Below are 23,104 nucleotides of genomic sequence, written 5' to 3' on the forward strand. Positions count from 1 at the left end.
TGTCTAACCTTCTATTTCTTCTATGATGGCATCAATACTACTACGTAGGCTATTTATTTTCTCTACGGTGATAGCAATCTCAGCATTTAGTTGTGCAATATCTACCTTCTCACGGGTATCTCTAGCCTTTACATAAGAACTTACCGAAAGGTTATAATCATTTGCTTCAATGATGGTATTGTCGATAGATTTAGCTATGTGTTCAACATCTTCTTTGCTATCAAACATTTCCATAATTCTTTCGATATGTTCATCCATCAGTACATTGTTGTTAGTAGCTTTCTTGAAGAACTCATCTCCACTTACATCAATAAACTGCGTCTTGGTATCAGACTTATGTTTTGACAGTACCAAAATAGTAACAGCGATAGAAGTACCAAAGAAAAGGTTGGGTGCTAAAGAGATAACCGTTTCTACAAAGTTGTTATCAACCAGATACTTTCTAATCTTCTGTTCTGCCCCACCACGGTAAAAGATACCAGGGAAACAAACCAAAGCAGCTCTACCTCTACCAGAAAGGTAACTAAGGGCATGAAGCACAAAAGCAAAATCGGCTTTGGATTTAGGAGCAAGCACGCCAGCAGGAGCAAAACGGTCGTCGTTGATGAGCGTCGGGTCATCGGCACCAATCCACGGAATAGAATAAGGCGGATTAGAAACAATGGCATCAAAAGGTTTATCATCGTCAAAATGTGGATCAGTAAGCGTATTACCCAAAGCGATATTAAACTTGTCATAATTGACATTGTGCAAAAACATATTCATACGAGCCAAGTTATAGGTCGTATGGTTGATTTCTTGCCCAAAGAAACCTTCTTCAATAATGTGGTTATCAAAATGTTTTTTGGCTTGCAACAACAAAGAACCCGAACCAGCCGCAGGGTCGTATATTTTATTGACGGTAGTCTGCTTGTGCATAGCCAATTGAGCAATCAGCTTAGATACACTTTGAGGTGTAAAAAATTCCCCGCCCGATTTACCTGCATTAGCGGCGTAATTAGAAATCAGAAACTCATAGGCATCACCAAAAAGGTCGATTTCACTATCTTCAAAATTTCCAAAATTCAGTTCAGCAACTCCCTTAATAACCGCAGCCAAACGGCTGTTTTTGTTTTCAACAGTATTGCCAAGACGTGTGCTGGTTGTATCAAAATCGGCAAATAATCCTTTAATATCTTCTTCTGAGGGATACCCATTGGCGGAACTTTCGATGGCATCAAAAATGGCCTTTAAGTCAGTATTCAGATTGGTATTAGTATTGGCATTTTTGGCGATATTAACAAAAAGTTGGCTTGGATAGATAAAATATCCTTTGGTTTTGATGGCATCATCTTTTATTTCAGGCGAAATTACATCATCGGATAAGCTGGCGTAGTTGATACTTTCATCGCCCCCTTCAATATAATTGGTAAAATTTTCGCTGATAAAGCGATAGAACAGTGTGCCGAGTACAAACTGTTTAAAATCCCATCCATCGACTGAGCCACGTACATCGTTGGCAATTTTCCATATTTTAGCTTGTAATTCAGCTCTTTGCGTAGTGCTTGTCATTTTTTGTTTTTTGATTTTACTCCGAGTCCCATAGCCATACCATGCTGCCTATTTTGGGCATAGCGGTCTAAATTAGCGGCGCTAAGTTAGTTTAAACTTTACTACCATTAAAACGCCTTCCCAAAGCCAGGGTCGGCAAAGCGGTAGTCTTTTACAAATTGTTCGTCGGAGAGAGTTTTGAGGAAAGCAATGATTTTGACCTTTTCGTCGTCGGTCATCGAAATGCCGAGTTGGCCGTTGGTTTGCAGCCCGGGGTCTAGGGTAGCAGTTTTCTGGATGTTGGTGGCGTAGTGGTTTAGCACTTGTTCGAGGGTGCTAAAACGGCCGTCGTGCATGTAAGGAGAGGTGTAGCCGATGTTGCGCAGGCTAGGAACTTTAAATTTGTAGAGATCTTCGGGGTTTTGAGTGATGCGAAAACGCCCTTGGTCGCTGCTACGGCTGTTGTCGAGGCCATTGTTCCGAAACGATTGGTCGGTAAATAACTCACCCGCGTGGCAGGTGGCACATTTTTGTTTAAACAGCGCAAGTCCTTCTTTTTCAGTGGCGTTGAGCGCGTTGGTGGTACCGCGTAGGTAAATGTCGTAGCGGGAGTTGTTGGAAACCAAAAACACCATAAACTGCGACAAAGCTTTGGTGAACCGCTCGGTGGTGATGTCGGTTGTGCCAAAGGCTTTTTTAAATAACTCTGGGTAATTGGGGTTTTTACTATCGCGAAGCTTCTGGAGGACGTTGGGTAATTTTTCGTCCATTTCGACGGGGTTTTCAATGGGCGCAATCGGAAGCAGGTCAAGCTGATGCACGCCTCCGTCCCAAAAAAACTCCTTCGACCACGCCATGTTTTGAATGGGAGGGGCATTGCGCATCCCAATTTTATCGTCAATCCCGTGGCTTAAATCGTGTCCGTGGTGGGTAAAAGCAACGGCCTGTTGGTGGCAGGTTCCGCAAGCTATCGTCCCGTTTCTTGACAAAATCCCGTCGTAAAACAACGAGCGACCGAGTTGAAATCCGTCGTACGTCAGCGGGTTGGATTTGAGGTCATACACCACCGAAGGGAAATAACTCGGCTGGGGCATTTCTAGCGTTTCGGTCGTGGGCAGGGTAGGGTCAGGCGGCGGGGTAGATTTGCTACACGCAGCCCATCCAAACAAAGCCATAGAACCGATAACAAGAAACGACTTATTCATACCTCACTTAATCTTTGACTCCTCCAATGCTAAACATCGCGGCGTAGTTGTTGGCAACTGTACTCGAATAATCGGCAAACATCACCGTCGGGTATTGCGCAAGGCTTACTTTTTGAGTCCCGTTAAAAATCTTTGATATGTCGCTTACGACCTCAATCACAGGCTGTTGGTCGGGGCCAACGGTGGCGGCAGTGCCTCCCAAAGGTAACTTAACCGTGCGAAGATTGTTGAAGGTTTTGGCATTATACCCCCCAAACCCTCCGATGTGGTAGCGGAACTTACGGTTGCCAGCGGCATCGGCGGCTACTTGCGGCGAAGTACCTTCTATCTTTAAGAAAATATAGCCCGAGTTCCACGACCAGTACATGCCGTCGCCGTCGTGGGTGGCATCACCTGGGTCAAGCACGCCCGTACGGCGACTGATGTCCATGGTATTGCGGAGGCTATCAACCCCAATCATAAAACTGAGTTCTGTATAATTACCCGCTGGAATCCCGCGCAAGGTGACTTTTTTGGAAGCAAGATTGGTTTCTTTAATCAAAAAATAGCTTGAATCTTGCGGAACGGTGTAAATTGTTCCGTCCGATTTTTTAAGCGAAATATTACTGATGAAATAATTGTAGGTAGTGACTCCGTAGGTTTCGCCCACAGCATTTTGGTACGATTCTTTCCCCAAAACTACCTCTTGGGTGCCTACCTTATTGGAAAAAGAGAGCGTAAGCGTATTTTTTTCGTTGGGGTCTGGGTCAGTTTTGCAGGATTGGAGTGCCGCTGCGATAAACAAAAGCCCGAAGAATAGCTTTTTCATTGTGCCAAGAGTTTCGTTTGCGTAAAGATAATTTTCTTTTAGTAGTAACGCGCTAACTTAGCAAAATGATGCGAGAAAAATAAAATTGTTGTTTGGGGAGGAAAGATTTCTACGCATTCGTTTTTAAACACATAGGGCACAATAGAATAAACACATAGAAAACAGAAGTAAACTATGTGTTTATCTTTTGGGTGAAAGCCTTGTTATCGGCTTTTGCGTTTGGCTAAATATTGTTCTAACTCCGCCAATGATAACGCATTGAAGGTCATATCTTTGGTTAGTCCGCCTTTGCGTCCCACGGCTACGCCGTAGTGCATGTCGTAGTAGCCATTTTTTTCGTGGGCATCGGGATTGATGGAAAGCATAACACCTTTTTCCATGCAGTACCGAATCCAGCGCCAGTCCAAATCCAAGCGCCAAGGACTCGCGTTTATTTCGATGACTACGCCGTTTTGGGCGCAAGCGTCGATGATGGTTTTGTGGTCGATAGGGTAGCCCGAACGCGCCAACAAAAGCCTTCCCGTAGGGTGCCCCAAAATCGTCGTATAGGGGTTTTCGATGGCGCGAAGAAGACGCGAGGTGGCTTTTTCTAGGTTCATGTTGAGGTTGCTGTGAACTGAGGCCACAATAAAATCAAACGACTTGAGAATGCTTTCGGGGTAGTCGAGCGAGCCATCGCCCAAAATATCGGATTCGATGCCTTTCAGGATTTTAAAAGGACTTGTAAACTCTTGGGCAAACACCTGATTCAGGCGGTCGATTTCGGCGTGTTGTTGTTCCACGCGTTCTTCATTGAGCCCTTGAGCATAGGAAGCGGTTTGGGAGTGGTCGGCGATGCCAAGGTATTCAAAACCAAGCTCTTGGCAAAAACGAGCCATTTGTTCGAGGCTGTGTTTTCCGTCTGAATAAGTGCTGTGGTTGTGCAATATACCGCGCAGGTTTTTCCATTCGATGAGGTCTTCGTTGGCATGGGTGGTTTTCCAGTCAAATTCCCCCAAGCCTTCGCGCATTTCGGGAACGATGTACGAAAGCCCTGCACTTTGATAAATTTCTTCGGCTGATACAAACGATTGGGCGGTGTTGGCCAACGACAGCAAGGTATGTCCAGAAGGGGTTTTGGCAAACAGGTGAGCGTAGGCGCTGTCCGAAATAAAACGTTCGTTTTCAAAACGTTCGGGTTGAACGAAGAGAATTTCGACATTTACTTCCAGCGTTTTTTTGACTTCAATTTCTTCTCCTTGGGGCGGGAGGTCGGTCGCTTGGCTGCGGTCCTGAATTTTTCCTCGCCAAATAAACGGCGAAGATTCTTTAGGGTTTTGTACCAACCAGCCAACGTTGGCGATGCTTCGGGCCGCCGCTACGGGCGACTCCGTCCCAACGATGAGTTGGATGGTTTCTACAATCTCGCACTTGCGCGCTACCTCACCCGTAATGGCTATTTGAGAAAAATAAGGTTGCAATTCTTCCAGAATGATGGTGGCAAGTGCTTCTCCTTTGTCCATGCGAAGTTTGCCCACTTGGCTGCGGAGAAAAGCCATCGAATCCAAAATTTTCTGCTGCGTGCCTTCACCAAAACCTTTCAATTTGGCAATTTGGCCACTTTCGCAGGCTGCCTGCAAAGCTTCGAGGGTTTCGATGCCTAAGTCGCGCCAAATTGTGCCAATTTTCTTAGGGCCAATGCCTTTGATTTTGAACATTTCCAGAACGCCAACGGGGGTTTGGGACAACAACTCGTCGAGTTCGGCTAAGTGACCCGTGGCAATAAGCTGCACGAGTTTCCCCGCCATGTTTTTACTAACTCCCTGAATTTTTGTGAGTTCATCGGCCGAAAGACTGGCAAGTTCGGCATCTTTGAAGCGGTCGAGGTTAAAGGCGGCAGAACCAAATGCCCGCGTTTTGAACGCATCGGCATTGTGAAGTTCCATTAGCTTGACGGTAAGTTCAAGTACTTCAACAATTTCTTCGTTTGACATGGCAGGGGTTTGTTCGGTTTTTTTATCTTTTTGAGTTAGGATTGTTTATTAAAGTCAGCGACTTTAGGCCATATCCGCCCCGACTTTTAAGTCTGGGCGAGCAAGTTTGTTTATTAAAGTCAGAGACTTTAGGCCGTGTCCGCCCCGACTTTTAAGTCTGGGCGAGCAAGTTTGTTTATTAAAGTCAGAGACTTTAAACCATATCCGCCCCGACTTCAAGTCGGGGCGAGCGGGCTTCGTTAATATACGACAAAATACCTTCAAAATCGGCTGCGTGGAACCACCGAAAATTGCCTTGGTGCTTGAACCACGTTACTTGGCGTTTGGCATAGCGGCGGGTATTTCGTTTTAGTAATCGTACCATTTCAGGGTGGTCGTAAGCTCCGTCAAAATAATCGTAAATTTCTTTATAACCAACAGTTTGGAGGGCATTATGCTCGCGAAAAGCAATGACTGAGCGCGCTTCTTCGACCAGCCCAGCAGCCAGCATTTGGTCCATGCGGGTGTCGATGCGGTGATACAATTCGTCGCGGTCTCGTTCCAGCGCAATTTGGATAATTTGAAAAGGGCGTTGGGCTACCTGCTTTTCCCGAAACGATGAATAAGGCTTGCCCGTGAGCAAACACACTTCCAGTGCTCTAACGACCCGTTGGGTGTTTTGGAGGTCGTTGGTAGCGCAGTAAACGGGGTCAAGTTGTTGGAGTTCCGCTTGCAACATGGCCAATCCCTCCGTTTCAAGGCGATTCATAAGCGACGTTCGTAATTCGGGAGGTGTTTCGGGTAAATTGTCCAACCCTTCACAAACGGCTTTGATGTACAAGCCCGAGCCCCCTGTCATCAGAACAACATCTTTGGTTTGAAACAATTGCTCCAAGAGTGCTAAAGCATCGCGTTCAAACGAGCCTGCACTGTACAAGGTTTCAATGGAATGAGAATCAATAAAGTGATGCGGAACACCCTTCAATTCTTCCAGTGAAGGTTTGGCCGTGCCGATGGAAAGTTCACGGTAAAACTGCCGTGAGTCGGCCGAAATGACTTCTGTTTCGAGCGTTTGGGCAAGTCGAACGCATAAGTCAGTCTTTCCCACTGCCGTGGGGCCAGCAATGACGATAAGAAGTTTTTGCAAGAATTAATTAGGCTTAAAGGTCATTTCTAAGGTTTCTCCAAACACGTTGGTGTACGACAATTGAAGGGTATTTTCGGTGAGTTTGACGAGGGTATATTTCGTCTCGTTGTTCAAGATAACTTCGGTTTCGGCGGTGTTGAAAGCCCACGTTCCTTTTTCGTAAACTTGGTCGTCTTGCGTACGGCATTTAGTTGCACCTTCGTTCCACTCGTAGTTTTTATCGGTACGAAACACCATGTTGTTGTCACGCACACAGGCAACTGTCTGATTGAAAACGTCATTTCCGTTGATTTTAGAAACTGTCAACACCCAAGCTTTTGAGGATTTGCCTGCCAAAAGCTCCGTTTTAGTAATGTTAGGGTCGGGAGTTGGATCACCGCCGCCAGTGTTAGTAACGTTGCACTGACTGAGTCCTAACACGGTCATCACTAAAAATATCCACAAACGAACAAGTTTCATAGCCAAAAAAGTTAAGAATGGTCAAAGTTAATGCTTTTATTTTTGGGAATAATAAGACGTAGGTCGGTTTATAGATTTTGTCGTGCAAAAATATTGCCGAAGTTTGTCAGGAATTGTGTGAAAGCGCAGTAGTATAAAAGGTGATTGAAATGATTTTAAGAAAAATGAGTACGAAAAAGCGAATTGTGTCTTTTTGACATAAACCCAAAAATAAACCTATCATTTATCAAGAACCCGTTCTTACAATCTGACTTTTTATGACGCTAGGACTAGAAACCCTTGACTACGTAATTTTCCTCATTTATTTCGTCATTGTATCCAGCTACGGCTATTGGGTATATAAACACAAAGGCAAGCAAACCGCTGATTCCAAGGACTTTTTCTTGGCGGAAGGTTCACTTACATGGTGGGCGATTGGGGCTTCTATCATTGCTTCCAACATTTCGGCGGAGCAGTTTATCGGAATGAGCGGACAGGCTTTTCAGCTTGGGATTGCGATTTCTGTCTATGAGTTGTTGGGGGGAGTGGCGCTCATTATTGTGGCGGTGTATTTCTTGCCCATGTATCTCAACAACAAAATTTATACCATGCCGCAGTTTTTGTCGAAACGCTATAATGAGCGCTTGGCTACGATTATGGCGGTATTCTGGTTGTTCCTCTACATTTTTGTGAACCTCACGTCCATTATTTATTTGGGGGCATTGAGCTTAGAAAAAATGACAGGCTTTTCATTCATGCCTTGCGCCATTTTCTTGACCACTTTTGCGGTGATTATCACTTTGGGAGGGATGAAAGTGATTGGCTACACGGACGTGATTCAGGTTGTTTGTTTGATTTTTGGTGGATTGGCCACCACCTACTTGGCCTTAGATTTGCTTTCGGTCAAGGTGGGAACGGGTGCGGGTATTATGGAAGGGCTTGGCCTCATTCGTGAGAAAGCAGATAGCCACTTGCACATGATTTTTACCCCAGGTCAATACCAAGTTCACGACGGGCGTGGTGGGTTTATTGATGCGTACAATCAGCTTCCAGGTATTATGATGTTTATCATTGGTGGTCAGTGGGTAAACAACCTTAATTATTTTGGCTGTAACCAATACATGACGCAGCGCGCCCTCGGGGCCGACCTGAACACGGCACGTAGCGGCGTGTTGTTTGCAGCTTTCTTAAAAATGATGATGCCTTTTATTGTGGTATTGCCAGGACTTGCAGCTTATGTATTATTCCAAGAAAATGCCGATACATCGATTGTAAACGGAATTACCCAAAACGGTATCGTCAAACCCGATAATGCGTACCCAGTGTTGCTAAATTTATTGCCAGTAGGCTTGAAAGGACTTGCTTTTGCAGCCCTGACGGCGGCGATTGTGGCAAGTTTGGCAGGGAAAGCCAACAGTATTTCAACCATTTATGTGTTAGACATCCACCAGAAGTTTTTCAATAAAAACTTAACTGAAAAACAAACCGTGTGGACGGGGCGAGTGGCAATTGTGATTGCCTTTATCATTGCCTTGATAGTCAGTCCATTGTTGGCTAATTTTGGTCAAGCTTTTGAATACATTCAGGTTTATACGGGCTATATTTCACCAGGTATTTTGAGTATTTTCTTGCTCGGATTTTTCTGGAAAAAAGCCACTGCCAATGGTGCTTTGGCAGCAGCGGTGTTGAGTATTGCATTGTCGGCCGTGATCGAAAATCTTTATCCTGCCTTCCCATTCCTTAATCGTATGGGCGTGGTATTCTGGATTTGTTCGGCGGTTCACGTAGCGATTAGCCTTGCCCAATCAAAAGGCCAAAACCAAGAAAATGCGTTTGAAGTACGCACCGAATGGTTCCGCGTAACACCATCGTTCCGCATGGGAGCCATTGCGGTTATTGTGACTTTTAGTTTGATTTACTGGATTTTCTGGTAAGCCCTTTTGGTTAGCTGTAATGGCCAACGCCGTTGAGGTGAGTGGCCATTACAGCACCATTTTGCTGTTCCCATAAGCGACGATAAGTGCCTACTGGACTCTGCAATAGCGCTTGGTGGGTGCCTTCTTCTACCAACTTCCCTTCGTGTAATACCACAATTTTATCGGCATTTTTGATGGTGCTCATGCGGTGGGCAATCAAAATAACCGTAATTCCTTCTTGACGCAACAGCTGAATAGTACGCTGCACATACTGTTCTGAAACCGAATCTAGGGCAGAGGTTGCTTCGTCCAAAATCAGGATATGTGGATTTCGGTATAGCGCACGGGCAATGGCCAACCGTTGCCGCTGTCCACCCGATAAGTTAGCTCCGCGTTCGCCTAATGTCGTCTGAAAACCATTGGGAAGTCGTTCAATAAAATCGGTGATTCCTAAGAGATTACAGTAAAAAATGAGCTTTTTCATGTCTGGCTCAAATTCGCCTACGGCAATATTTTCGACAACTGTACCTGCAAACAAATCAATCTGTTGGGGAACGACGCTTACCATTTGTCGTAAACTGCTGTTGTCGAGGTGCTTGATGTCATAATTTCCAATGTAAATATTTCCAGCTTGCAGTGGGTACAAGTTTTGTAAAAGCGACAACAGCGTCGATTTGCCACTGCCACTTTCACCCACTACGGCCGTAATTTTTCCTTTGGGAATAAGCAGGTTTAATTTTTCAAAAATCGTTGTTCTCGAACCATACCGAAAAGTCACTTCTTTAAAACGAATGTCGCCGAGCATGTCAATCGTCAACGGAACTTTATTTTCTGTGGTTTCTCGCTCTAAATCCATGATTTCAAACAACCGGTCGGCGGCGATGAGGGCTTCTTGGAGCGTTTTGTTCATCCCAATAAGTCCTGCGGCAGGGCCCGTAAAATAACCAACAAGTGCATAAAATGAGAGTAGTTCGCCAGGCGTAAGTTGGCGGTCGAGCACGAGTCCTGACCCGACCCACAGGAGCAAAATGGTGAAAATGTTGGTAATCAACGCCGCTGCATTGCCAAGGTAGAGTGTACGAGTAGAAGTATGATATACCGATCGGAGTAAAGTCACAAATCGGTTTTCGGTTTTTAGATTGGCGTATTCTTCCAACCCAAAACGTTTGATGGTGGCCACGTTGTTGAGCGATTCGACAAGCTGCGCTTCCAAATCGGCGCTGTTTTCCATGAGTTTTCGCTGGGTAGTTCGGTTGATTCGGTTGGCAATCCAGTACGTAAGGGCGTACAATGGAATGATACCCGCCATCATCAACGCCAATTTGGCATCGTAAGTAAACATTAACCCAAAGGAAAAAAAGACGATGAAAATATCGACAATCAGATTGAGTGCAACATCATTGATAAAGGCTCGGATTTTGACGGCATCGTTGACGCGTGAAATGATTTCGCCCACCCGCATTGTATCAAAAAACGTTTGAGGAAGTTTTAGTAGGTGTTTGTAATAGCCCAAAATCAACTGGGCGTCAATCTGTTGGCCTGTTTTTAGGGCAAAAATTGTTTTGGTTGAACCAATAAAAAGTTGGAGTACCATGAGTAAAAGCATACCGATGCTCATCAAGTTGAGTAAGTTACGATTGCCTTCCACGAGCACGTTATCCACAATTTTTTGGACGTAAATCGACGTACCTAACCCTAAAATGGTGTAAATAATGGCGCCAAAAAGCGCTTCAATCATCACGGTTCGGTGCGGACGAATCAGTTGCCAAAAGCGGGTCGTGATGGTCACCGATTCGTTGCCTTGTTGAAACTGTTCGTTGGGCAACAAAAGCACCAATACGCCCGTCCACATCGACACAAATTCGTTCAGCGATTTTTTGACCATTTTCCCCACCGCAGGGTCCATGTAAGTGACTTTTTTGTCGGTTACTTCATAAATGACCACGTAGTGCAATCCCCTTACTTCTTCACGGCCAGCGTCGCTGTCAGAAACCAACGGAACGCTTACGTGAGCAATCGACGGTTTGGGGATTTTGGAGAGACTTTCGGGCGAGCCTTTTACCCCTTTGGCCTGAAAACCAAGGCGGTTGGCGGCTTCAATCATCCCCACCACATTGGTGCCACGGGTGTCGGTATGGGCAAACTGACGAATGCGCGCAATCGGCATTCGTAATTTATAATACGCTGCCGCTGAGGCAAGGCAAGCCGCGCCGCAGTCGGTGGTATCGTGCTGTTTTATTTCAATCCCTTTTCGCATTCGGATTTAGCCAATCTTCCATTTTATCAAATACCAATTGGGCGAGTGTACGCTGTACAATCACAAAGCGGGCTTGGAGCGTCATTCCTTTTTGAAGACGCGCTTCATAACCATTTTGTAATTTTAAGGAGGGTGTATCGAGACGGCATTTTACTTTGAAAACGGGTTGGTTATTGATCAAAGTAAAATCGCGTGCAATGTCAATGACACTACCACGGGCAAGCCCCCATTCGCGGTAGTTGAGGGCGTCCAACTGAAGAAGTACGGTTTGTTTGAGTTTTAAAAGTCCCATGTCAGATGCTTTGACGTAACATTCGACAAGCAAGCTTGAGTCGGGAGAGATAATGCCCAACGTTTCGCCCGACTGCACAACGCTGCCTTCGTATTTGCCTGCCCACTGTTGTACTGTGCCAGCCACAGCTGCTTTGATGGTATATAATTGGCGCTCTTTGGCCAGCTGACCTTCTTCGGATTTAAGTTGCGCCGATAGTAGTTTGGCCGTGTTTAGTTCGGCTTCCCATTGGCTTACTTGGCGTTCAATTAAGAGGCGGTATTCTTCGTAAAGTTGGTCATATTCAGCCTGTTTTGCATCTAAATCGCGGGTGGCCAGAACTTTTTCGCTGTGCAAATATTTATCAGCTTTGAGCTCTTTTTCTACTTTGTTGCGTCGGACTTCGTTTTCTTTTAACTGGGCTTGGAGCTGATTGTACTGCTGGGCATACAGCGATGTTTTAAACGTTCTATTGCCTAGGGCTTCTGTTAGGTCGTACTTCGGACTGGTGAGGAAGATTAAGTCATTGATAAGTTGTTGTTGCTCAGATTGTTGAAAGTGGCTGAGTCGCAATTTTTCTTCAAGGGCGTCGGGTGCAAGGGTCAGTAGAACATCACCGACTTTTACCAATTGATTTTCACGAACGTGGGCTGTTAGTACGCGACCACTGACGAGTGAGCGCACTTCCGTCTTTTCGGCTACCGACCGAATGGTGCCGCTGGATGTGAACGAAACGTCGATTTTAATAAAAAACGCGGCAACACCAAGTACTATAACTGCGCCAAGAACAAGGGCATACAGCACCATCGACCTTGCTTTTACTTTGGGTAAATACAAGTGCGTTGTGTTGTCAATAAAGCTATCGGGTAGGAGTTGAGCCATGGGTATAAAAGAGGAATTCCTCTTTAGCAAACCAAGGGTAAGTCAAAGAGGAATTCGCTCAAAAGTTAAATATTAGCAGCCGCAACCACCAAGGAGATTACCAACCTTGCCAAGAAGAGAGCCTTTTACACCACCAACGATGCCAGTGACTTTGGCTGTAACGCCTACTGCCACGCCAAGAGCGACACCAACTGTTGCGCCAGGATTTACGCATGTAGGTACAGGAAGGCAAGTTTCTCCGTCGGTGTTTACCATTTCGAAATTGTTCATTTCAGATACGCCGTACGAGTTTAAGTCTAACGTTTTCATTTTGAATTGAATTTATGGGTTGTTATTTGATTTATTTACCAATGCTTTTACGAATTCGGCCGATATTCGGAGGAAGAATTGGTAGGACAAATATGGGAGGGCTTGTGTATCAATTCAAATTTCAGGAGTTTTACTTTAGTCGTTTGACGACTATTTTACGATTCATTTAGGGTATAATCGTTTTTCTTTTGGCTGCCTTATAGTACTAATTGTTTGACTTACAGTGACTTTAGATTGATTGATATACAGGTGTTATAAAAAAATGGGAAATGCCAAATAAGGGCCACTATCAGGACAGAATGTGCTTTTTTTTGTATTTTATTGTTTTTTTTTGATAGGAAAATCTAATCTTATTCTCTATTCGTATATCCCTATGGTATATTATCCTAATCCAAAAATGACATCGTTAAATAATCATCCAAACGTACCACACATGAAATGGGTAGGTACGAAAATTCGTAAAATTCGCGAACTACGCGATTTTACCCAAGAATTTATGGCCTCTCAACTTGGGCGTTCGCAGACGTCATACAGCAAGATTGAGCGTGGGGAGGTCGATATCTCGTTTTCAAACCTGAATAAAATTGCCGAAGTGCTCAACGTGGAAGTTATGCAGCTTTTGGCTTTTGATGGGAATGCCTTTGCACCAGTCAAACCAGCAATTGTTTCTACCACAACCAAAGAAGGCAGTAATGTGCTGTTTCAAGTGGGACTTTCGGAACGAGAAAGAGAATTGTATGAGCGCAAAATTCAGGCTATGCAAGAAGAAATATTGTTTTTGAGAAGCCTTGTTCGCGATAAAAGTTGTTGAAATAATATGCCTCTTATCGTTTTTTACTAAATACTTGGTGGAGTTCCCATATTTGCGGGAGCAGAAGCTGACTTTCATCGTTTTTGACAACATAGTCGGCTAATTTAAGTCGCTCATCGTCAGAGATTTGTCGAGCAATAATATCTCTTATTTCGGCTTCAGAACGCTGAGAGTCGCGCTGTAAAACCCGAGCGACGCGAAGCTCAACAGGGGCTTCAACAACGATAATTTTGTCGAGTGAATTGTTTTGGCCTGCGCGGGCCATGATGGCTGCTTCTTTGACCAGATAGGGCGCTTTTTTATGCTTTTTTACCCAAGCTTCGGTATCTTCTCCCACCCTTGGATGCACGACGGCATTGAGTTGCTGAAGCAGGGCAGGTTTTGAAAAAACTTCTTGCGCTACCCACCTGCGGTTGTAACTCCCGTCCGCTAGGTAGGCGTCTTTACCCAACAGTGCTTCTACCGTTTTTTTGAGCTTATCGTCGTGATTGAGAAGCCATTTGGCGCGTTCATCGGCCGAATAAAATGGAACCCCGAGTGCCTCAAATATGCGGCAAACCACACTTTTTCCTGAGCCGATGCCTCCTGTAATTCCGATTTGTAAAGCCATGATAAATGCCGAAGTACGAATGACAACAATTTTTCAATTATTTCTTTTTCTTTCCTTTGCTAGCTTTGGCCTTTTTGACGGGTTCTGGCGCTTTGGGCTGAGGAGCAGGGGGAGGTGTGCCCAAAAATTCGGCTACTTCAAAACTGACAAATACCCGCTCAGCACTGGTTTTTAGCAAGGGCGACTGTGGATAGCGAATGGGAAGCTCTTCGTCGTAATTTCCTCTGATTTTTTGGGCAGGCACTTTCACAATTAACGTATCTGCAATATCGTTCACCAACGAAGCGGGGCCGTCAAATGTCACTGTCGCGGGGCGAAGATTAATAAAGCTTGACACCACAAACTTGGGAAAGAGGTTGAGCCCCAAGCTATCCACTTTGAGAATAGATGTTTTGACGACGCGTTCTTCAAAATCAACCCGATTTTTGTCGAGTTCTACGTGTGTAATGTCCACATCCTTTACTTGCTCATTCATGGCAGCTGCTAATGCACTGGTATTGATTGAGTTGGTAGCCAACGGGTTTTCAATGACGTACGTAACTGGCGGAACAGTGAAGGCGATGGATTTACGCAGGAGTGTCCAGCCACTACCTTTAATGATGGCGTTGGCACTTTGGGGAAGTGGGTGAATGGGAATGTACAACGAGTCGTTGTAAGAAATTTTGACAGGATACGGAACCCGCAGCGTATAGCCGTCTTTGTTGAGTTCGTTGAAAAGCCAAATAATCGTAGCCGCAACCAGACTAAGGATCAGGGTGCGGCTACGAGCAGGCTTTGAAGAGACAGGTAATTGTGCCACGATTAAGCAGTTGTTCCAGCTTTGCGCGAAATAGAAGATTTCTCGAATTTCATTTTAGTGCCTTTGCCGTCCACGTCAAGGGTAACGGTTGTTTCATATACTGAAATGACCGTTGCGTGCAAACCGCCAATGGTAACTACTTCGTCGCCTTTTTTAAGTTCTTCCAAAAATTTCTTTTGATCTTTTTGCTTTTTTTGTTGCGGACGAATCATGAAGAAATAAAATACTCCAATGATACCTGCCCACATCACAAGCTGATAAATCATGCTAGTTTGGCCAGATGCGGCTTGTAAAAAAATACTATTCATTCTCGTAGGTGATATGTTAGAAGTTAAGTCTAAGAAGTTTTTCGTCTTACTTTGTGGCCGTTGAGTCCGCCGTTGGAGCGGGAGTTACGTCTGCTTTAAACTGAATATCGTTGGTAGCAGGATTGGTATTGGCAAAAATAGTCACAGTTTTAAACTGAGGGCCTTGCTTACCTTTGCTATTAAAACGTACCAAGATTGTCCCTTCTTCGTCGGGGCCGATGGGGTCGCGGGGCCATTCGGGAATGGTACAACCACAAGAAGCACTCACGTTATTGATAATCAAAGGAAAGTCACCTGTGTTTTTAAACTTGAATTTACGCTCTACTTGCTGGCCTTCGGCAATGGTACCAAAATCAACGTTTTTAATATCGTCGGCAAATTCAATTTTCGGAAGTTTATCGTCGAGGCTACTTGAGGCCGATTGGTCTTGGGTACTGCCGCAGCTCCATAAACCCCAAAGCGTCAAAACAATAAAAAGTGAACGTCTCATGGATTTGTGAATAATGAGATAAATTTAAGACGCTTGTCCTTTGATTTGCGCCATCAAACGATCGACATCTTCGAGTAAGCGTTCTGCTTTTTCGCGGGTGTCGGCCACTACTTTTTGACCTTCTGCTTTGGCCAAACTTTCAGGTAAGTCTTTGCCTTCGAGCAAGTCAGTGATAAGTCCTTGAAGTTGCTCACGGTATTTTGAAAGACGGAACGAAAGTTTGTCACGGGTTACTTGCCCTTCGGCAGGTGCGTACAAGATTCCGATGGTTGCTCCAGTAGCTACTCCCGCTAAGAAGGCAATTAATGTTTTTGTTGAATTATTCATGGTAGTTGTACTTACTTGTTGTCTAAAAGTCCTCTTCCGCTCTTACGGATTTTACCTTCTTTGATCAGGTTTTTTGAGAGGGTATCTAAAATTCCATTGACAAATTTACCACTTTTTGGCGTACTATAATCTTTTGCAATTTCAATGGCCTCGTTGATGGATACTTTCACTGGAATGCCAGGGAAGGTAATCATTTCTGACACGCTCATTTTCAGAATCAAGTAATCCATGGCCGAAAGACGTTCTAAGTCCCAATTTTTGAGTGGCTCGGCGATAATCGCTTCAAACTCATCATTACGGTTAACGGTTTCGTCAAACAATTCTTGCATGAAAGAGCGGTCTTCTTCCCAGTCGTCGGTGAGAGGGACAATCTGCACGCCACCTTCTGTTGCCGACTTGAGGGTTTTATTGGTCATTTTACGGGCCAAATCACCGTTTTCTCCCCAATAAAGGTCTCTCAATTCAAAGAAATTGATAACGTCTTCGTTTTTGAGAATCACCTCTTTCAACGCATACAGCACCAGTTGTTGGTCTTCTTCGGGGGTATGGGTTTTTTGGGCGCAATAGGCGCGGTAGGTTTCGTCTTGACGAAAAACTTCACGGAACATCTTCCGAATCAAGCCCGTTACTTCTTCTCCCCAAGAAATACCATGACGAATAAATTCGCTTTCGAGCTTTTTACTTTCCGACAAAGCAATCACGACTTGATTGGTATCAAACCCTGACAATTTTGCAATCGGATTGCTATCTGGGTCATCGTATTGGCGCTCACGCTCGCTTTGTGAAAGAAAACCTAACTCAACAAATAGCTGTAAAAGAAGTAAATAGGCCGAATAAATGGCCTCAACTTCGGGCGTAAGTTGACGAGAAAGGCGTTGTTTGTCTTTTTTGTACAAATCCTCGTAATACTTGAGGGCATTCCGCGCCGTCACAACAGCCGTTGCAGGCGTATCGTCGTCGTCAGGGATGGTGCCTTTGCGGTAATTTTCTTCGAGTAAGAGCGTGGTTATTTTTCGCATTCCCTCTAGTTTGACGGGGTCTTGAGGGGTCATGGAGTTGAGATCAGGCTTAAACGACTCCGTGATGAAATCTATGGCCAATTGGTAGTCTGCCTCGCGAGCAGCCTGAAGAGCATAGAGGCTTTGCAAAACCTTTATGCGTAGATGTCTTCGACTTAACATTCAGTCCTGAGAGTTTGTGCAAATAAGCAGCAAGGAAAAGAACTTGCTTGTGTTTCCAGCCGCAAAGGTACTTAAAAATCTGTTGCTTTCTGCCAAACTTGGCGAAGAAAATAGAAAGTAAGTAGTACAATTCCTAGTTGGAGGGTATAGTCGAGTATATAGATAGGCTGTGCGAAAACCTCCGAAATAGTGTGATAATAAGGGCTTTTTAGCCGCCACCACAGCGAAGGGTGAATCACACACAGGCAGTTAAAAAGTAGGAATAAACCTACTTCCTTTCGGTCAGAGAAGTTGAGCCATTGAAAAACGTAGGGTAAAAGGAACAGAAAGATATAATTGCTGTAGGCACTCTGTTGCGCAATCATCATGGTGCCGTAAGTAACAATATATACTGCCGAGAAAGCACGGGGAAAAGGCTGCTGTCTGAGTCGGTAGGCCAAGATTGTGCCAAGCCCTGTGGTCAGCAAAAGTCCTACCCAATTCCAGCGTTTGGCCCCTGCTCCCAGTACATCAAACGTGAGCGGATTGGCCACCGACAGCCAGTTGGGGGCACGCAAGGTTGCGGCTTCGTTCATGGGTTGTTCGAGCCAGAGCCACTCGGTGGTATGGTATAAAACGGCCAGGGAAATAACACCTGCAACTGCCGCTGCTGAAATCCAACGAATGGGCTTAGGAACAAGAAATAACAACGCTGGCCCTACCAAAATAAAAACGGCTTTGGTAAATAAAAATCCAACGACTAGCCCAACGCCCAACCATTCGACGCGCTGGGTGCGTTGCCAAACAAGGTACGCGCCGATAAACATGAGCCACATCCAGACGTCTTCTTGTCCTCCCAAAACGCATAAAACCAATGACCCTGGCAATAAAAGGTACAAAAGGCTTCGGAAAAGCCGTTCGGGAGGTGAAATGGTATCGGCGAAAAAACGATTGGTCGTCCAAAGGGCGCCGCCTTCCATGAGAATCATCACCAAAATAATGGCTTTTTTGTCTAGCCAAAACCACAAACCAAGGGCATTGACGTAGGGAAAAAAGGGCGAATACATGCAATAAAAATCGCGGTAAACGAGCTTTAGCTGAACGGCTTCGCGGGCTTGCCCAAAAAAACCATCGAGGTCAGAAAAGGGTGTTTGATTAAACACCAAAAAAATAAGGACAAAAGGAACCAGACGTGTCAGCACCCAAGCGAGGAGCAGTACAAGTCGATCGTCGTAGTTTTGGAGGTGTTTTTCTATTTTTGCACGAAACGCAATAAGCCCACCCGCAAGTCCTGCGCATAACAATGAAATGATGGTTTTTCCGACAATGATAAACATGTTAGGCGAGTTGGGGAGACGATAGGTTTTTACGATACACTTGCCACAAATACCAAACAAAACAAGCAACATTGAGTACTTGAAGGGTGTATTCGAGGACAAAAAGTGGTTGAGAAAATACCGTTAGGTCGTCGTAAGTTGGACTATTGATGTGGGTAAAAATAAAGGGTTGTACCACAAGCAACAAGTTTAAAAATAGCAAAACGACAACATCGCGTTGTTTTTTCCAGTCCACTAGCTCCATCATCAACGGAAGTAAGTACGCAAAAGCGTAGTAACCCACCGATGTAGGCTGAAAAATACTCATGGCCAAATAAGTCGCCAAATAGGCCAAGGGAAGGGTATATTCGAGCGCTAAATTTCGGAAACGATACATTACCAATACTGATACAGACAAGGTAATAACCATACCTGCCCAGCTAAAAACGGTGAGGGTAGGGAGGCTTCCAAATAAATACGTCAGCCACGGCCGAGAGATAGTAAATAGGTTGGGAGTGAGTAAGTTGGTGGTGCCCATTTGTACGGGCATCAAAAAATCAAGCTGCATAACGGCATAAAGCACCGCCAACGATGGGACTCCTACGGCAATCATGCCGAGTAGAAAACCCCAACGTTTTTTGAGCAAAAACCACAACGGAAAAAACCAAAAAACAAAGGTAGCTTTGATGACAATCAGCCCCGTCGAAAACCGCACACCTAGCCCGAAACCGTCGTTGCGACTCCGCAAATAAGACAACATCATCCACGCCGCAACTCCCCACATCCAAATATCCTCTTGTCCGCCCAGCAGTACCATAATCATGGGCCCCGAAAGCAAAATATAAAGCAAGGTGGACTTCAAGGCATCGGGTTGCGAGCGGCGTTGGTAGGCGAGGTAAGTCAGCCAAATGATGAGCGCTTCGATAAGTACCATTAACAGCACGATGGCCTTGGAACTATACCAAAGGAAAAGAGGAAAAGTAATGATGTAGGCAAAAACAGGCGCGTGAAATGAAATAAAATCGCGGTAAACCAGCTTCCACTGATAAGCTTGGGTGGCTTTTCCCCAAAAAAAAGGCACATCGCCACGGGGAGATTGGTCAAGAAATACGTAAATGATGACAAACGGAAGAAGACGAAAAGCCAAAAGACCAATCAGTATAGCCCGATTATCTTGGCGTTTTTGTTGGATTTTTTGCCAAAAAGTGTCGTTTTTAGCTCCTAACCAAATAACTATTGAGGATACTACGACGAGTACTAATTTGACATAAAATACCGTGAGAGTTGACATCATATATACTGCTGAATCGTGTCAAGGAGTTGTCGAATGTGGGTGTTATCGCCATGAAGGATAAAATCGGCCTGTGAATAAAAACCAAGGCGTGATTCGTATTTTTCACGTAGGTTGTTGAGCAACTGACCATCATTTTTCTGATACAATGGACGGTCATCGGTCGAGTGGCGTAAAATTCGTTCGACGATTTGTTCGGGGCTTACGTCCAAAAATACACTTAGGCCGTTGGCTTTGATGTAGTCCATGTTATCATGAAAACAGGGCATTCCACCGCCTGTTGCAATTACTAATTTGGAGTCTGGCCGAATCGCGCGCAAAATGCGGGCCTCGGCTTCTCGAAAATACAGTTCGCCTTTTTGGGCAAAAATATCGGGAATAGGCATTCCTTCTTCCTTGACAATGAGTACATCCGTATCAACAAAACGATAACGCACGTGGCGAGCTAGTTGCTTGCCGAGCGTCGTTTTTCCCGAAGAAGGCAGACCTATCAAAAAAATATTTTTCATCTATCGAAGTTCAGTAACCTCTCGAAAGTTTCAAACCTCCCGAAAGTTCAAAACTTTCGGGAGGTTATGGAAGCTGTTATAATTTACCCAACACTTCTTCTTTATCAGGCGTGGTGTTGTAGTGCCATTTGCCTTTGACAGTACCGTCTTTCATAAGCCAAATGCCTGGATTGGAGCGCGAAATAGTTTTTAAAACGGTGCCATCGGCCGAGTAATAAGGGATATCAAGGGCATAGGCTTTCCGAATCTCTTGAATTTCGGCATCGCTATTTGAAGTTAAAATCAAGGATTCAACCCCCGTACCTTTCAACGAATTAATCAACGAACGGATTTCGGCCAAACTTGCGACGTTCAAGTCGGGGCCGTTTTTGATGATGATGATGAGTTTTTTACCCGTGAACGTTTCTTGCGTAAAATCACCTTCGTTGTTCCAAACCTTGTAGTCGGTAATTTTTGGTTTGGCGCTTTCGTTGATAAGTACCATTTCTTTGTACTTATAAGTGGTGTCAGTCGGGAATTTCTCAAACTCTTCGGTTTTACCATCTTTTTCCATGATGTATTTATAGCGGAGAGGTTCCGAAGGTTGCATTAATTGAGGAATGTTGTTGCCAATTTTGTATGGCAAAAAGTCAACAGGAGGGAGGTAGCGAATGGCGTAAATGGCCAAAGCAATGGAAAAAATAGCCGAAAAGGCCACCAATGAACCCGTAGGAAGGCTGCGGAATACCTTGCTTTGCCAGATAAGGAATATGATTAAAACCAATAAGACAATGTCTTTGGTAAAGGAAGTCCAAGGCTTGAGCTTTAAGAAATCACCGAAGCAACCGCAGTCGGTTACTTTGTTGAAATAAGCCGAATAGAACGTTAAGAAAGTAAAGAAGACAATGAGGGCAAGCAGGATCCAATTGACTTGCTTCAAACGCCAAGAGGCAATGAGGGCTACGCCTAAAATCACTTCGGCAGCACACATCAATACCGAAAAATAGAGTGCAAGCGGAACCAAGGCCATCCAAAAATCGTGCATGAATGGCATATCAGTAGCAAATACCTCGAAGTATTCTTCCAGCTTGATTTGAGTACCGACTGGGTCGTTGAGCTTAACTAAACCCGAAAAAATAAAGATTCCTCCAACTAAAAAGCGGACAATGTGAGCTAAAATTTTCATTCGTTATCGTTAGATTCGTTTGGGTTGCATTGTACTAAAAAATGGAACACAGAATAAACGGATTAAAGAGGACTGAATCAGTGTAAATCAGTTCAATCCGTGTCATCTGTGTGCTATAAATTGACTACAAATTTCAAAAATTAAGCCAAAAGTAACTGTTAATGAAAGGTTAATGTGCTTGTCCAAGTTTAATAAGACAAAACACCGAATAGTTGATAATGTCTTGATAACCAGATTTTACTCCTTCCGAAATAATCGTTTTTCCTTCGTTATCTTCAATTTGTTTGATGCGAAATAGCTTCATCAAAATAATATCCGTCATGCTACTAACCCGCATATCGCGCCATGCTTCGCCGTAGTCATGGTTCTTGTTGAACAACAATTCATATACTTCGTTCATTTGGGTGTCGTACAGTTCGGTGAGCTGGGTGGCCGTAAAATCCATTCCTTTGTTGTCACCTAATTGTATCTGAATCAGGGCCATTACACAGTAGTTGATGATACCAATAAACTCAGGCACTTCGCCTTCATCCACTTTAGAAAAACCGTTTTCTTGGAGCGTGCGGATGCGTTGGGCTTTGATAAAAATTTGATCCGTAATGGAAGGAAGACGCAGAATTCGCCACGAGGGGCCGTAATCTTGGTTCTTTTTGGTAAAAATGTCTTTGCAGCGAGTGATAACACTCCGATATTCGCGCTCAGTTTGTTGCATAAAACAATTAACAGTTAACATGGCACAGTGTGCGCCGCGAAATTATGAAAAAAACGCTGAATATCGCTGGAAAGTTGCTCGACTTGTCAACTCCGCAGGTAATGGGGATTCTCAACGTTACCCCAGATTCCTTTTTCTCAGGGAGTCGGGTGTTGCAAATTGAAGATGCCTATAAAAAAGCCGATAAAATGCTTTCGGAAGGGGCTTCGATGCTCGATATTGGTGGGCACTCGACCCGCCCAGGTGCCGATGCCGTCAGTGAAGAAGAAGAGCTTAACCGCGTGCTGCCCGTGGTCGAGATGCTGCGCAAGCGTTTCCCTGAGGCCATTATATCAATAGATAGCTTTCGGGCGTCGGTGGCGCGCAAATCCATTGAAGCAGGCGCACATATTATCAACGACATTGCGGGAGGAAACCTTGACCCGTTGATGTTTGAAACCGTGGTGGAGCTGAACGTACCGTACATTCTTATGCACAGCCGTGGCACTCCCCAAACGATGAAAGAACTCAACCAATACGATGATTTGGTGACGGACGTACTGCGGGAATTGCAAGCTAAAATTTACCAACTTCGTCAGTTGGGGGTGAAAGACATTGTGGCGGATATGGGCTTTGGTTTTGCTAAAAATGCGGACCAAAATTACGTCCTTTTGCGTGAATTACAGGCATTTGAAGCATTGGGCGTGCCGCTGTTGGTGGGCGTTTCGCGGAAATCAATGATTTGGCGAAAACTAGATATTACTCCTGACCAATCGCTCAATGGCACCACCGCCCTCAATACGGTGGCCATTCTCAATGGCGCCAATATCCTTCGCGTCCATGACGTGAAAGAGGCAATCGAAGTAGTTAAGTTGGTTCGATTGCTTCAAGGATAGAGCGCTGACAAAAGAT

23 protein-coding genes are annotated in these 23,104 nt (G+C 44.7%); 3 read left to right on the forward strand and 20 right to left on the reverse strand.

Annotation, left to right across the window (positions count from 1 at the left end; genetic code table 11):
- Window positions 1–3: 3 nt before the first annotated feature.
- From AC23P2_RS18220 to AC23P2_RS18245, 6 genes are all read right to left on the reverse strand, one after another.
- On the reverse strand, window positions 4–1,551 hold the full coding sequence (locus AC23P2_RS18220) for a type I restriction-modification system subunit M (RefSeq protein ID WP_487774523.1): 1,548 nt from the start codon (window positions 1,549–1,551) through the stop codon (window positions 4–6).
- Between the two features lie 107 nt (window positions 1,552–1,658).
- Window positions 1,659–2,735, reverse strand: a complete 1,077-nt coding sequence (locus AC23P2_RS18225; RefSeq protein WP_487774524.1) for a cytochrome-c peroxidase — start codon at window positions 2,733–2,735, stop codon at window positions 1,659–1,661.
- A gap of 7 nt (window positions 2,736–2,742) precedes the next feature.
- Window positions 2,743–3,543: an MbnP family protein gene (locus AC23P2_RS18230; protein ID WP_487774525.1), complete on the reverse strand. Its 801-nt coding sequence runs from the start codon at window positions 3,541–3,543 to the stop codon at window positions 2,743–2,745.
- A gap of 203 nt (window positions 3,544–3,746) precedes the next feature.
- The gene (locus AC23P2_RS18235) at window positions 3,747–5,516 is read right to left on the reverse strand and encodes a helix-hairpin-helix domain-containing protein (protein ID WP_487774526.1); all 1,770 of its coding nucleotides are present in this window, start codon (window positions 5,514–5,516) and stop codon (window positions 3,747–3,749) included.
- A 193-nt stretch (window positions 5,517–5,709) separates the two neighbouring features.
- Entirely contained in the window at window positions 5,710–6,642 is a 933-nt protein-coding gene (gene miaA, locus AC23P2_RS18240) for a tRNA (adenosine(37)-N6)-dimethylallyltransferase MiaA (protein ID WP_487774527.1), read from the reverse strand.
- Window positions 6,643–6,645: 3 nt separating this feature from the next.
- On the reverse strand, window positions 6,646–7,101 hold the full coding sequence (locus AC23P2_RS18245) for a DUF5004 domain-containing protein (protein WP_487774528.1): 456 nt from the start codon (window positions 7,099–7,101) through the stop codon (window positions 6,646–6,648).
- A 257-nt stretch (window positions 7,102–7,358) separates the two neighbouring features.
- Between AC23P2_RS18245 and AC23P2_RS18250 the strand changes: the two genes are divergently transcribed.
- On the forward strand, window positions 7,359–9,014 hold the full coding sequence (locus tag AC23P2_RS18250) for a sodium/sugar symporter (protein ID WP_183979066.1): 1,656 nt from the start codon (window positions 7,359–7,361) through the stop codon (window positions 9,012–9,014).
- A gap of 10 nt (window positions 9,015–9,024) precedes the next feature.
- Here the strand turns inward: AC23P2_RS18250 and AC23P2_RS18255 are convergent, their stop codons facing one another.
- The 3 genes from AC23P2_RS18255 to AC23P2_RS18265 all read right to left on the reverse strand — a co-directional run bounded on the left by AC23P2_RS18255 (window position 9,025) and on the right by AC23P2_RS18265 (window position 12,715).
- Window positions 9,025–11,253 carry a peptidase domain-containing ABC transporter gene (locus AC23P2_RS18255; protein ID WP_487774529.1) on the reverse strand — a complete coding sequence of 743 codons (2,229 nt, stop codon included), beginning with the start codon at window positions 11,251–11,253 and terminating at the stop codon, window positions 9,025–9,027.
- Window positions 11,237–12,406, reverse strand: coding sequence for an HlyD family secretion protein (locus tag AC23P2_RS18260; RefSeq protein ID WP_487774530.1), 1,170 nt, complete (start codon window positions 12,404–12,406; stop codon window positions 11,237–11,239). Before AC23P2_RS18260 ends, AC23P2_RS18255 begins: the two co-directional genes overlap by 17 nt.
- A gap of 72 nt (window positions 12,407–12,478) precedes the next feature.
- Window positions 12,479–12,715, reverse strand: coding sequence for a hypothetical protein (locus tag AC23P2_RS18265; protein WP_487774531.1), 237 nt, complete (start codon window positions 12,713–12,715; stop codon window positions 12,479–12,481).
- 397 nt (window positions 12,716–13,112) lie between these two features.
- Here AC23P2_RS18265 and AC23P2_RS18270 point away from each other — a divergent pair, with 397 nt between their 5' ends.
- Window positions 13,113–13,526, forward strand: a complete 414-nt coding sequence (locus AC23P2_RS18270) for a helix-turn-helix domain-containing protein (RefSeq protein WP_487774532.1) — start codon at window positions 13,113–13,115, stop codon at window positions 13,524–13,526.
- A gap of 13 nt (window positions 13,527–13,539) precedes the next feature.
- Here the strand turns inward: AC23P2_RS18270 and coaE are convergent, their stop codons facing one another.
- The 11 genes from coaE to AC23P2_RS18325 all read right to left on the reverse strand — a co-directional run bounded on the left by coaE (window position 13,540) and on the right by AC23P2_RS18325 (window position 22,213).
- Window positions 13,540–14,136 (reverse strand): dephospho-CoA kinase, encoded by a 597-nt coding sequence (gene coaE / locus AC23P2_RS18275; protein WP_487774533.1) that lies wholly within the window; start codon window positions 14,134–14,136, stop codon window positions 13,540–13,542.
- Window positions 14,137–14,173: 37 nt separating this feature from the next.
- Window positions 14,174–14,935: a YbbR-like domain-containing protein gene (locus AC23P2_RS18280; RefSeq protein ID WP_487774534.1), complete on the reverse strand. Its 762-nt coding sequence runs from the start codon at window positions 14,933–14,935 to the stop codon at window positions 14,174–14,176.
- A gap of 2 nt (window positions 14,936–14,937) precedes the next feature.
- On the reverse strand, window positions 14,938–15,243 hold the full coding sequence (gene yajC, locus AC23P2_RS18285; protein ID WP_183979058.1) for a preprotein translocase subunit YajC: 306 nt from the start codon (window positions 15,241–15,243) through the stop codon (window positions 14,938–14,940).
- Window positions 15,244–15,289: 46 nt separating this feature from the next.
- Window positions 15,290–15,733 carry a DUF1573 domain-containing protein gene (locus AC23P2_RS18290; protein ID WP_472490282.1) on the reverse strand — a complete coding sequence of 148 codons (444 nt, stop codon included), beginning with the start codon at window positions 15,731–15,733 and terminating at the stop codon, window positions 15,290–15,292.
- 24 nt (window positions 15,734–15,757) lie between these two features.
- A complete protein-coding gene (locus AC23P2_RS18295; protein WP_028526765.1) occupies window positions 15,758–16,060 on the reverse strand; it encodes a YtxH domain-containing protein in 303 nt (100 codons plus the stop codon).
- Window positions 16,061–16,071: 11 nt separating this feature from the next.
- The gene (gene nusB, locus AC23P2_RS18300) at window positions 16,072–17,241 is read right to left on the reverse strand and encodes a transcription antitermination factor NusB (RefSeq protein ID WP_472490283.1); all 1,170 of its coding nucleotides are present in this window, start codon (window positions 17,239–17,241) and stop codon (window positions 16,072–16,074) included.
- Window positions 17,242–17,312: 71 nt separating this feature from the next.
- The gene (locus AC23P2_RS18305; protein WP_487774535.1) at window positions 17,313–18,557 is read right to left on the reverse strand and encodes a hypothetical protein; all 1,245 of its coding nucleotides are present in this window, start codon (window positions 18,555–18,557) and stop codon (window positions 17,313–17,315) included.
- A gap of 1 nt (window position 18,558) precedes the next feature.
- Window positions 18,559–19,830: a hypothetical protein gene (locus AC23P2_RS18310; protein WP_487774536.1), complete on the reverse strand. Its 1,272-nt coding sequence runs from the start codon at window positions 19,828–19,830 to the stop codon at window positions 18,559–18,561.
- Window positions 19,827–20,336: a shikimate kinase gene (locus tag AC23P2_RS18315; RefSeq protein ID WP_487774537.1), complete on the reverse strand. Its 510-nt coding sequence runs from the start codon at window positions 20,334–20,336 to the stop codon at window positions 19,827–19,829. Before AC23P2_RS18315 ends, AC23P2_RS18310 begins: the two co-directional genes overlap by 4 nt.
- Window positions 20,337–20,412: 76 nt before the next feature.
- Window positions 20,413–21,501: a BT_3928 family protein gene (locus tag AC23P2_RS18320; RefSeq protein ID WP_487774538.1), complete on the reverse strand. Its 1,089-nt coding sequence runs from the start codon at window positions 21,499–21,501 to the stop codon at window positions 20,413–20,415.
- A gap of 169 nt (window positions 21,502–21,670) precedes the next feature.
- Window positions 21,671–22,213, reverse strand: coding sequence for a DUF1599 domain-containing protein (locus AC23P2_RS18325; RefSeq protein ID WP_487774539.1), 543 nt, complete (start codon window positions 22,211–22,213; stop codon window positions 21,671–21,673).
- A 44-nt stretch (window positions 22,214–22,257) separates the two neighbouring features.
- Here AC23P2_RS18325 and folP point away from each other — a divergent pair, with 44 nt between their 5' ends.
- Window positions 22,258–23,088, forward strand: a complete 831-nt coding sequence (folP, locus tag AC23P2_RS18330; RefSeq protein WP_487774540.1) for a dihydropteroate synthase — start codon at window positions 22,258–22,260, stop codon at window positions 23,086–23,088.
- Window positions 23,089–23,104 lie beyond the last annotated feature (16 nt).

It is taken from the genome of Runella sp. R0.1_18 (assembly GCF_057652155.1).

Bases quoted from the DNA above. Each gene is read 5' to 3' on its own strand.
- AC23P2_RS18270 (WP_487774532.1), top strand. From the start codon at position 13,113: ATGACATCGTTAAATAATCATCCAAACGTACCACACATGAAATGGGTA.
- coaE (WP_487774533.1), bottom strand. From the start codon at position 14,136: ATGGCTTTACAAATCGGAATTACAGGAGGCATCGGCTCAGGAAAAAGT.
- AC23P2_RS18290 (WP_472490282.1), bottom strand. From the start codon at position 15,733: ATGAGACGTTCACTTTTTATTGTTTTGACGCTTTGGGGTTTATGGAGC.
- AC23P2_RS18315 (WP_487774537.1), bottom strand. From the start codon at position 20,336: ATGAAAAATATTTTTTTGATAGGTCTGCCTTCTTCGGGAAAAACGACG.
- yajC (WP_183979058.1), bottom strand. From the start codon at position 15,243: ATGAATAGTATTTTTTTACAAGCCGCATCTGGCCAAACTAGCATGATT.
- AC23P2_RS18295 (WP_028526765.1), bottom strand. From the start codon at position 16,060: ATGAATAATTCAACAAAAACATTAATTGCCTTCTTAGCGGGAGTAGCT.
- AC23P2_RS18255 (WP_487774529.1), bottom strand. From the start codon at position 11,253: ATGCGAAAAGGGATTGAAATAAAACAGCACGATACCACCGACTGCGGC.
- AC23P2_RS18225 (WP_487774524.1), bottom strand. From the start codon at position 2,735: ATGAATAAGTCGTTTCTTGTTATCGGTTCTATGGCTTTGTTTGGATGG.
- AC23P2_RS18260 (WP_487774530.1), bottom strand. From the start codon at position 12,406: ATGGCTCAACTCCTACCCGATAGCTTTATTGACAACACAACGCACTTG.
- AC23P2_RS18235 (WP_487774526.1), bottom strand. From the start codon at position 5,516: ATGTCAAACGAAGAAATTGTTGAAGTACTTGAACTTACCGTCAAGCTA.
- folP (WP_487774540.1), top strand. From the start codon at position 22,258: ATGAAAAAAACGCTGAATATCGCTGGAAAGTTGCTCGACTTGTCAACT.
- AC23P2_RS18230 (WP_487774525.1), bottom strand. From the start codon at position 3,543: ATGAAAAAGCTATTCTTCGGGCTTTTGTTTATCGCAGCGGCACTCCAA.
- AC23P2_RS18245 (WP_487774528.1), bottom strand. From the start codon at position 7,101: ATGAAACTTGTTCGTTTGTGGATATTTTTAGTGATGACCGTGTTAGGA.
- nusB (WP_472490283.1), bottom strand. From the start codon at position 17,241: ATGTTAAGTCGAAGACATCTACGCATAAAGGTTTTGCAAAGCCTCTAT.
- AC23P2_RS18325 (WP_487774539.1), bottom strand. From the start codon at position 22,213: ATGCAACAAACTGAGCGCGAATATCGGAGTGTTATCACTCGCTGCAAA.
- AC23P2_RS18265 (WP_487774531.1), bottom strand. From the start codon at position 12,715: ATGAAAACGTTAGACTTAAACTCGTACGGCGTATCTGAAATGAACAAT.
- AC23P2_RS18310 (WP_487774536.1), bottom strand. From the start codon at position 19,830: ATGATGTCAACTCTCACGGTATTTTATGTCAAATTAGTACTCGTCGTA.
- AC23P2_RS18220 (WP_487774523.1), bottom strand. From the start codon at position 1,551: ATGACAAGCACTACGCAAAGAGCTGAATTACAAGCTAAAATATGGAAA.
- AC23P2_RS18305 (WP_487774535.1), bottom strand. From the start codon at position 18,557: ATGTTTATCATTGTCGGAAAAACCATCATTTCATTGTTATGCGCAGGA.
- AC23P2_RS18250 (WP_183979066.1), top strand. From the start codon at position 7,359: ATGACGCTAGGACTAGAAACCCTTGACTACGTAATTTTCCTCATTTAT.
- AC23P2_RS18320 (WP_487774538.1), bottom strand. From the start codon at position 21,501: ATGAAAATTTTAGCTCACATTGTCCGCTTTTTAGTTGGAGGAATCTTT.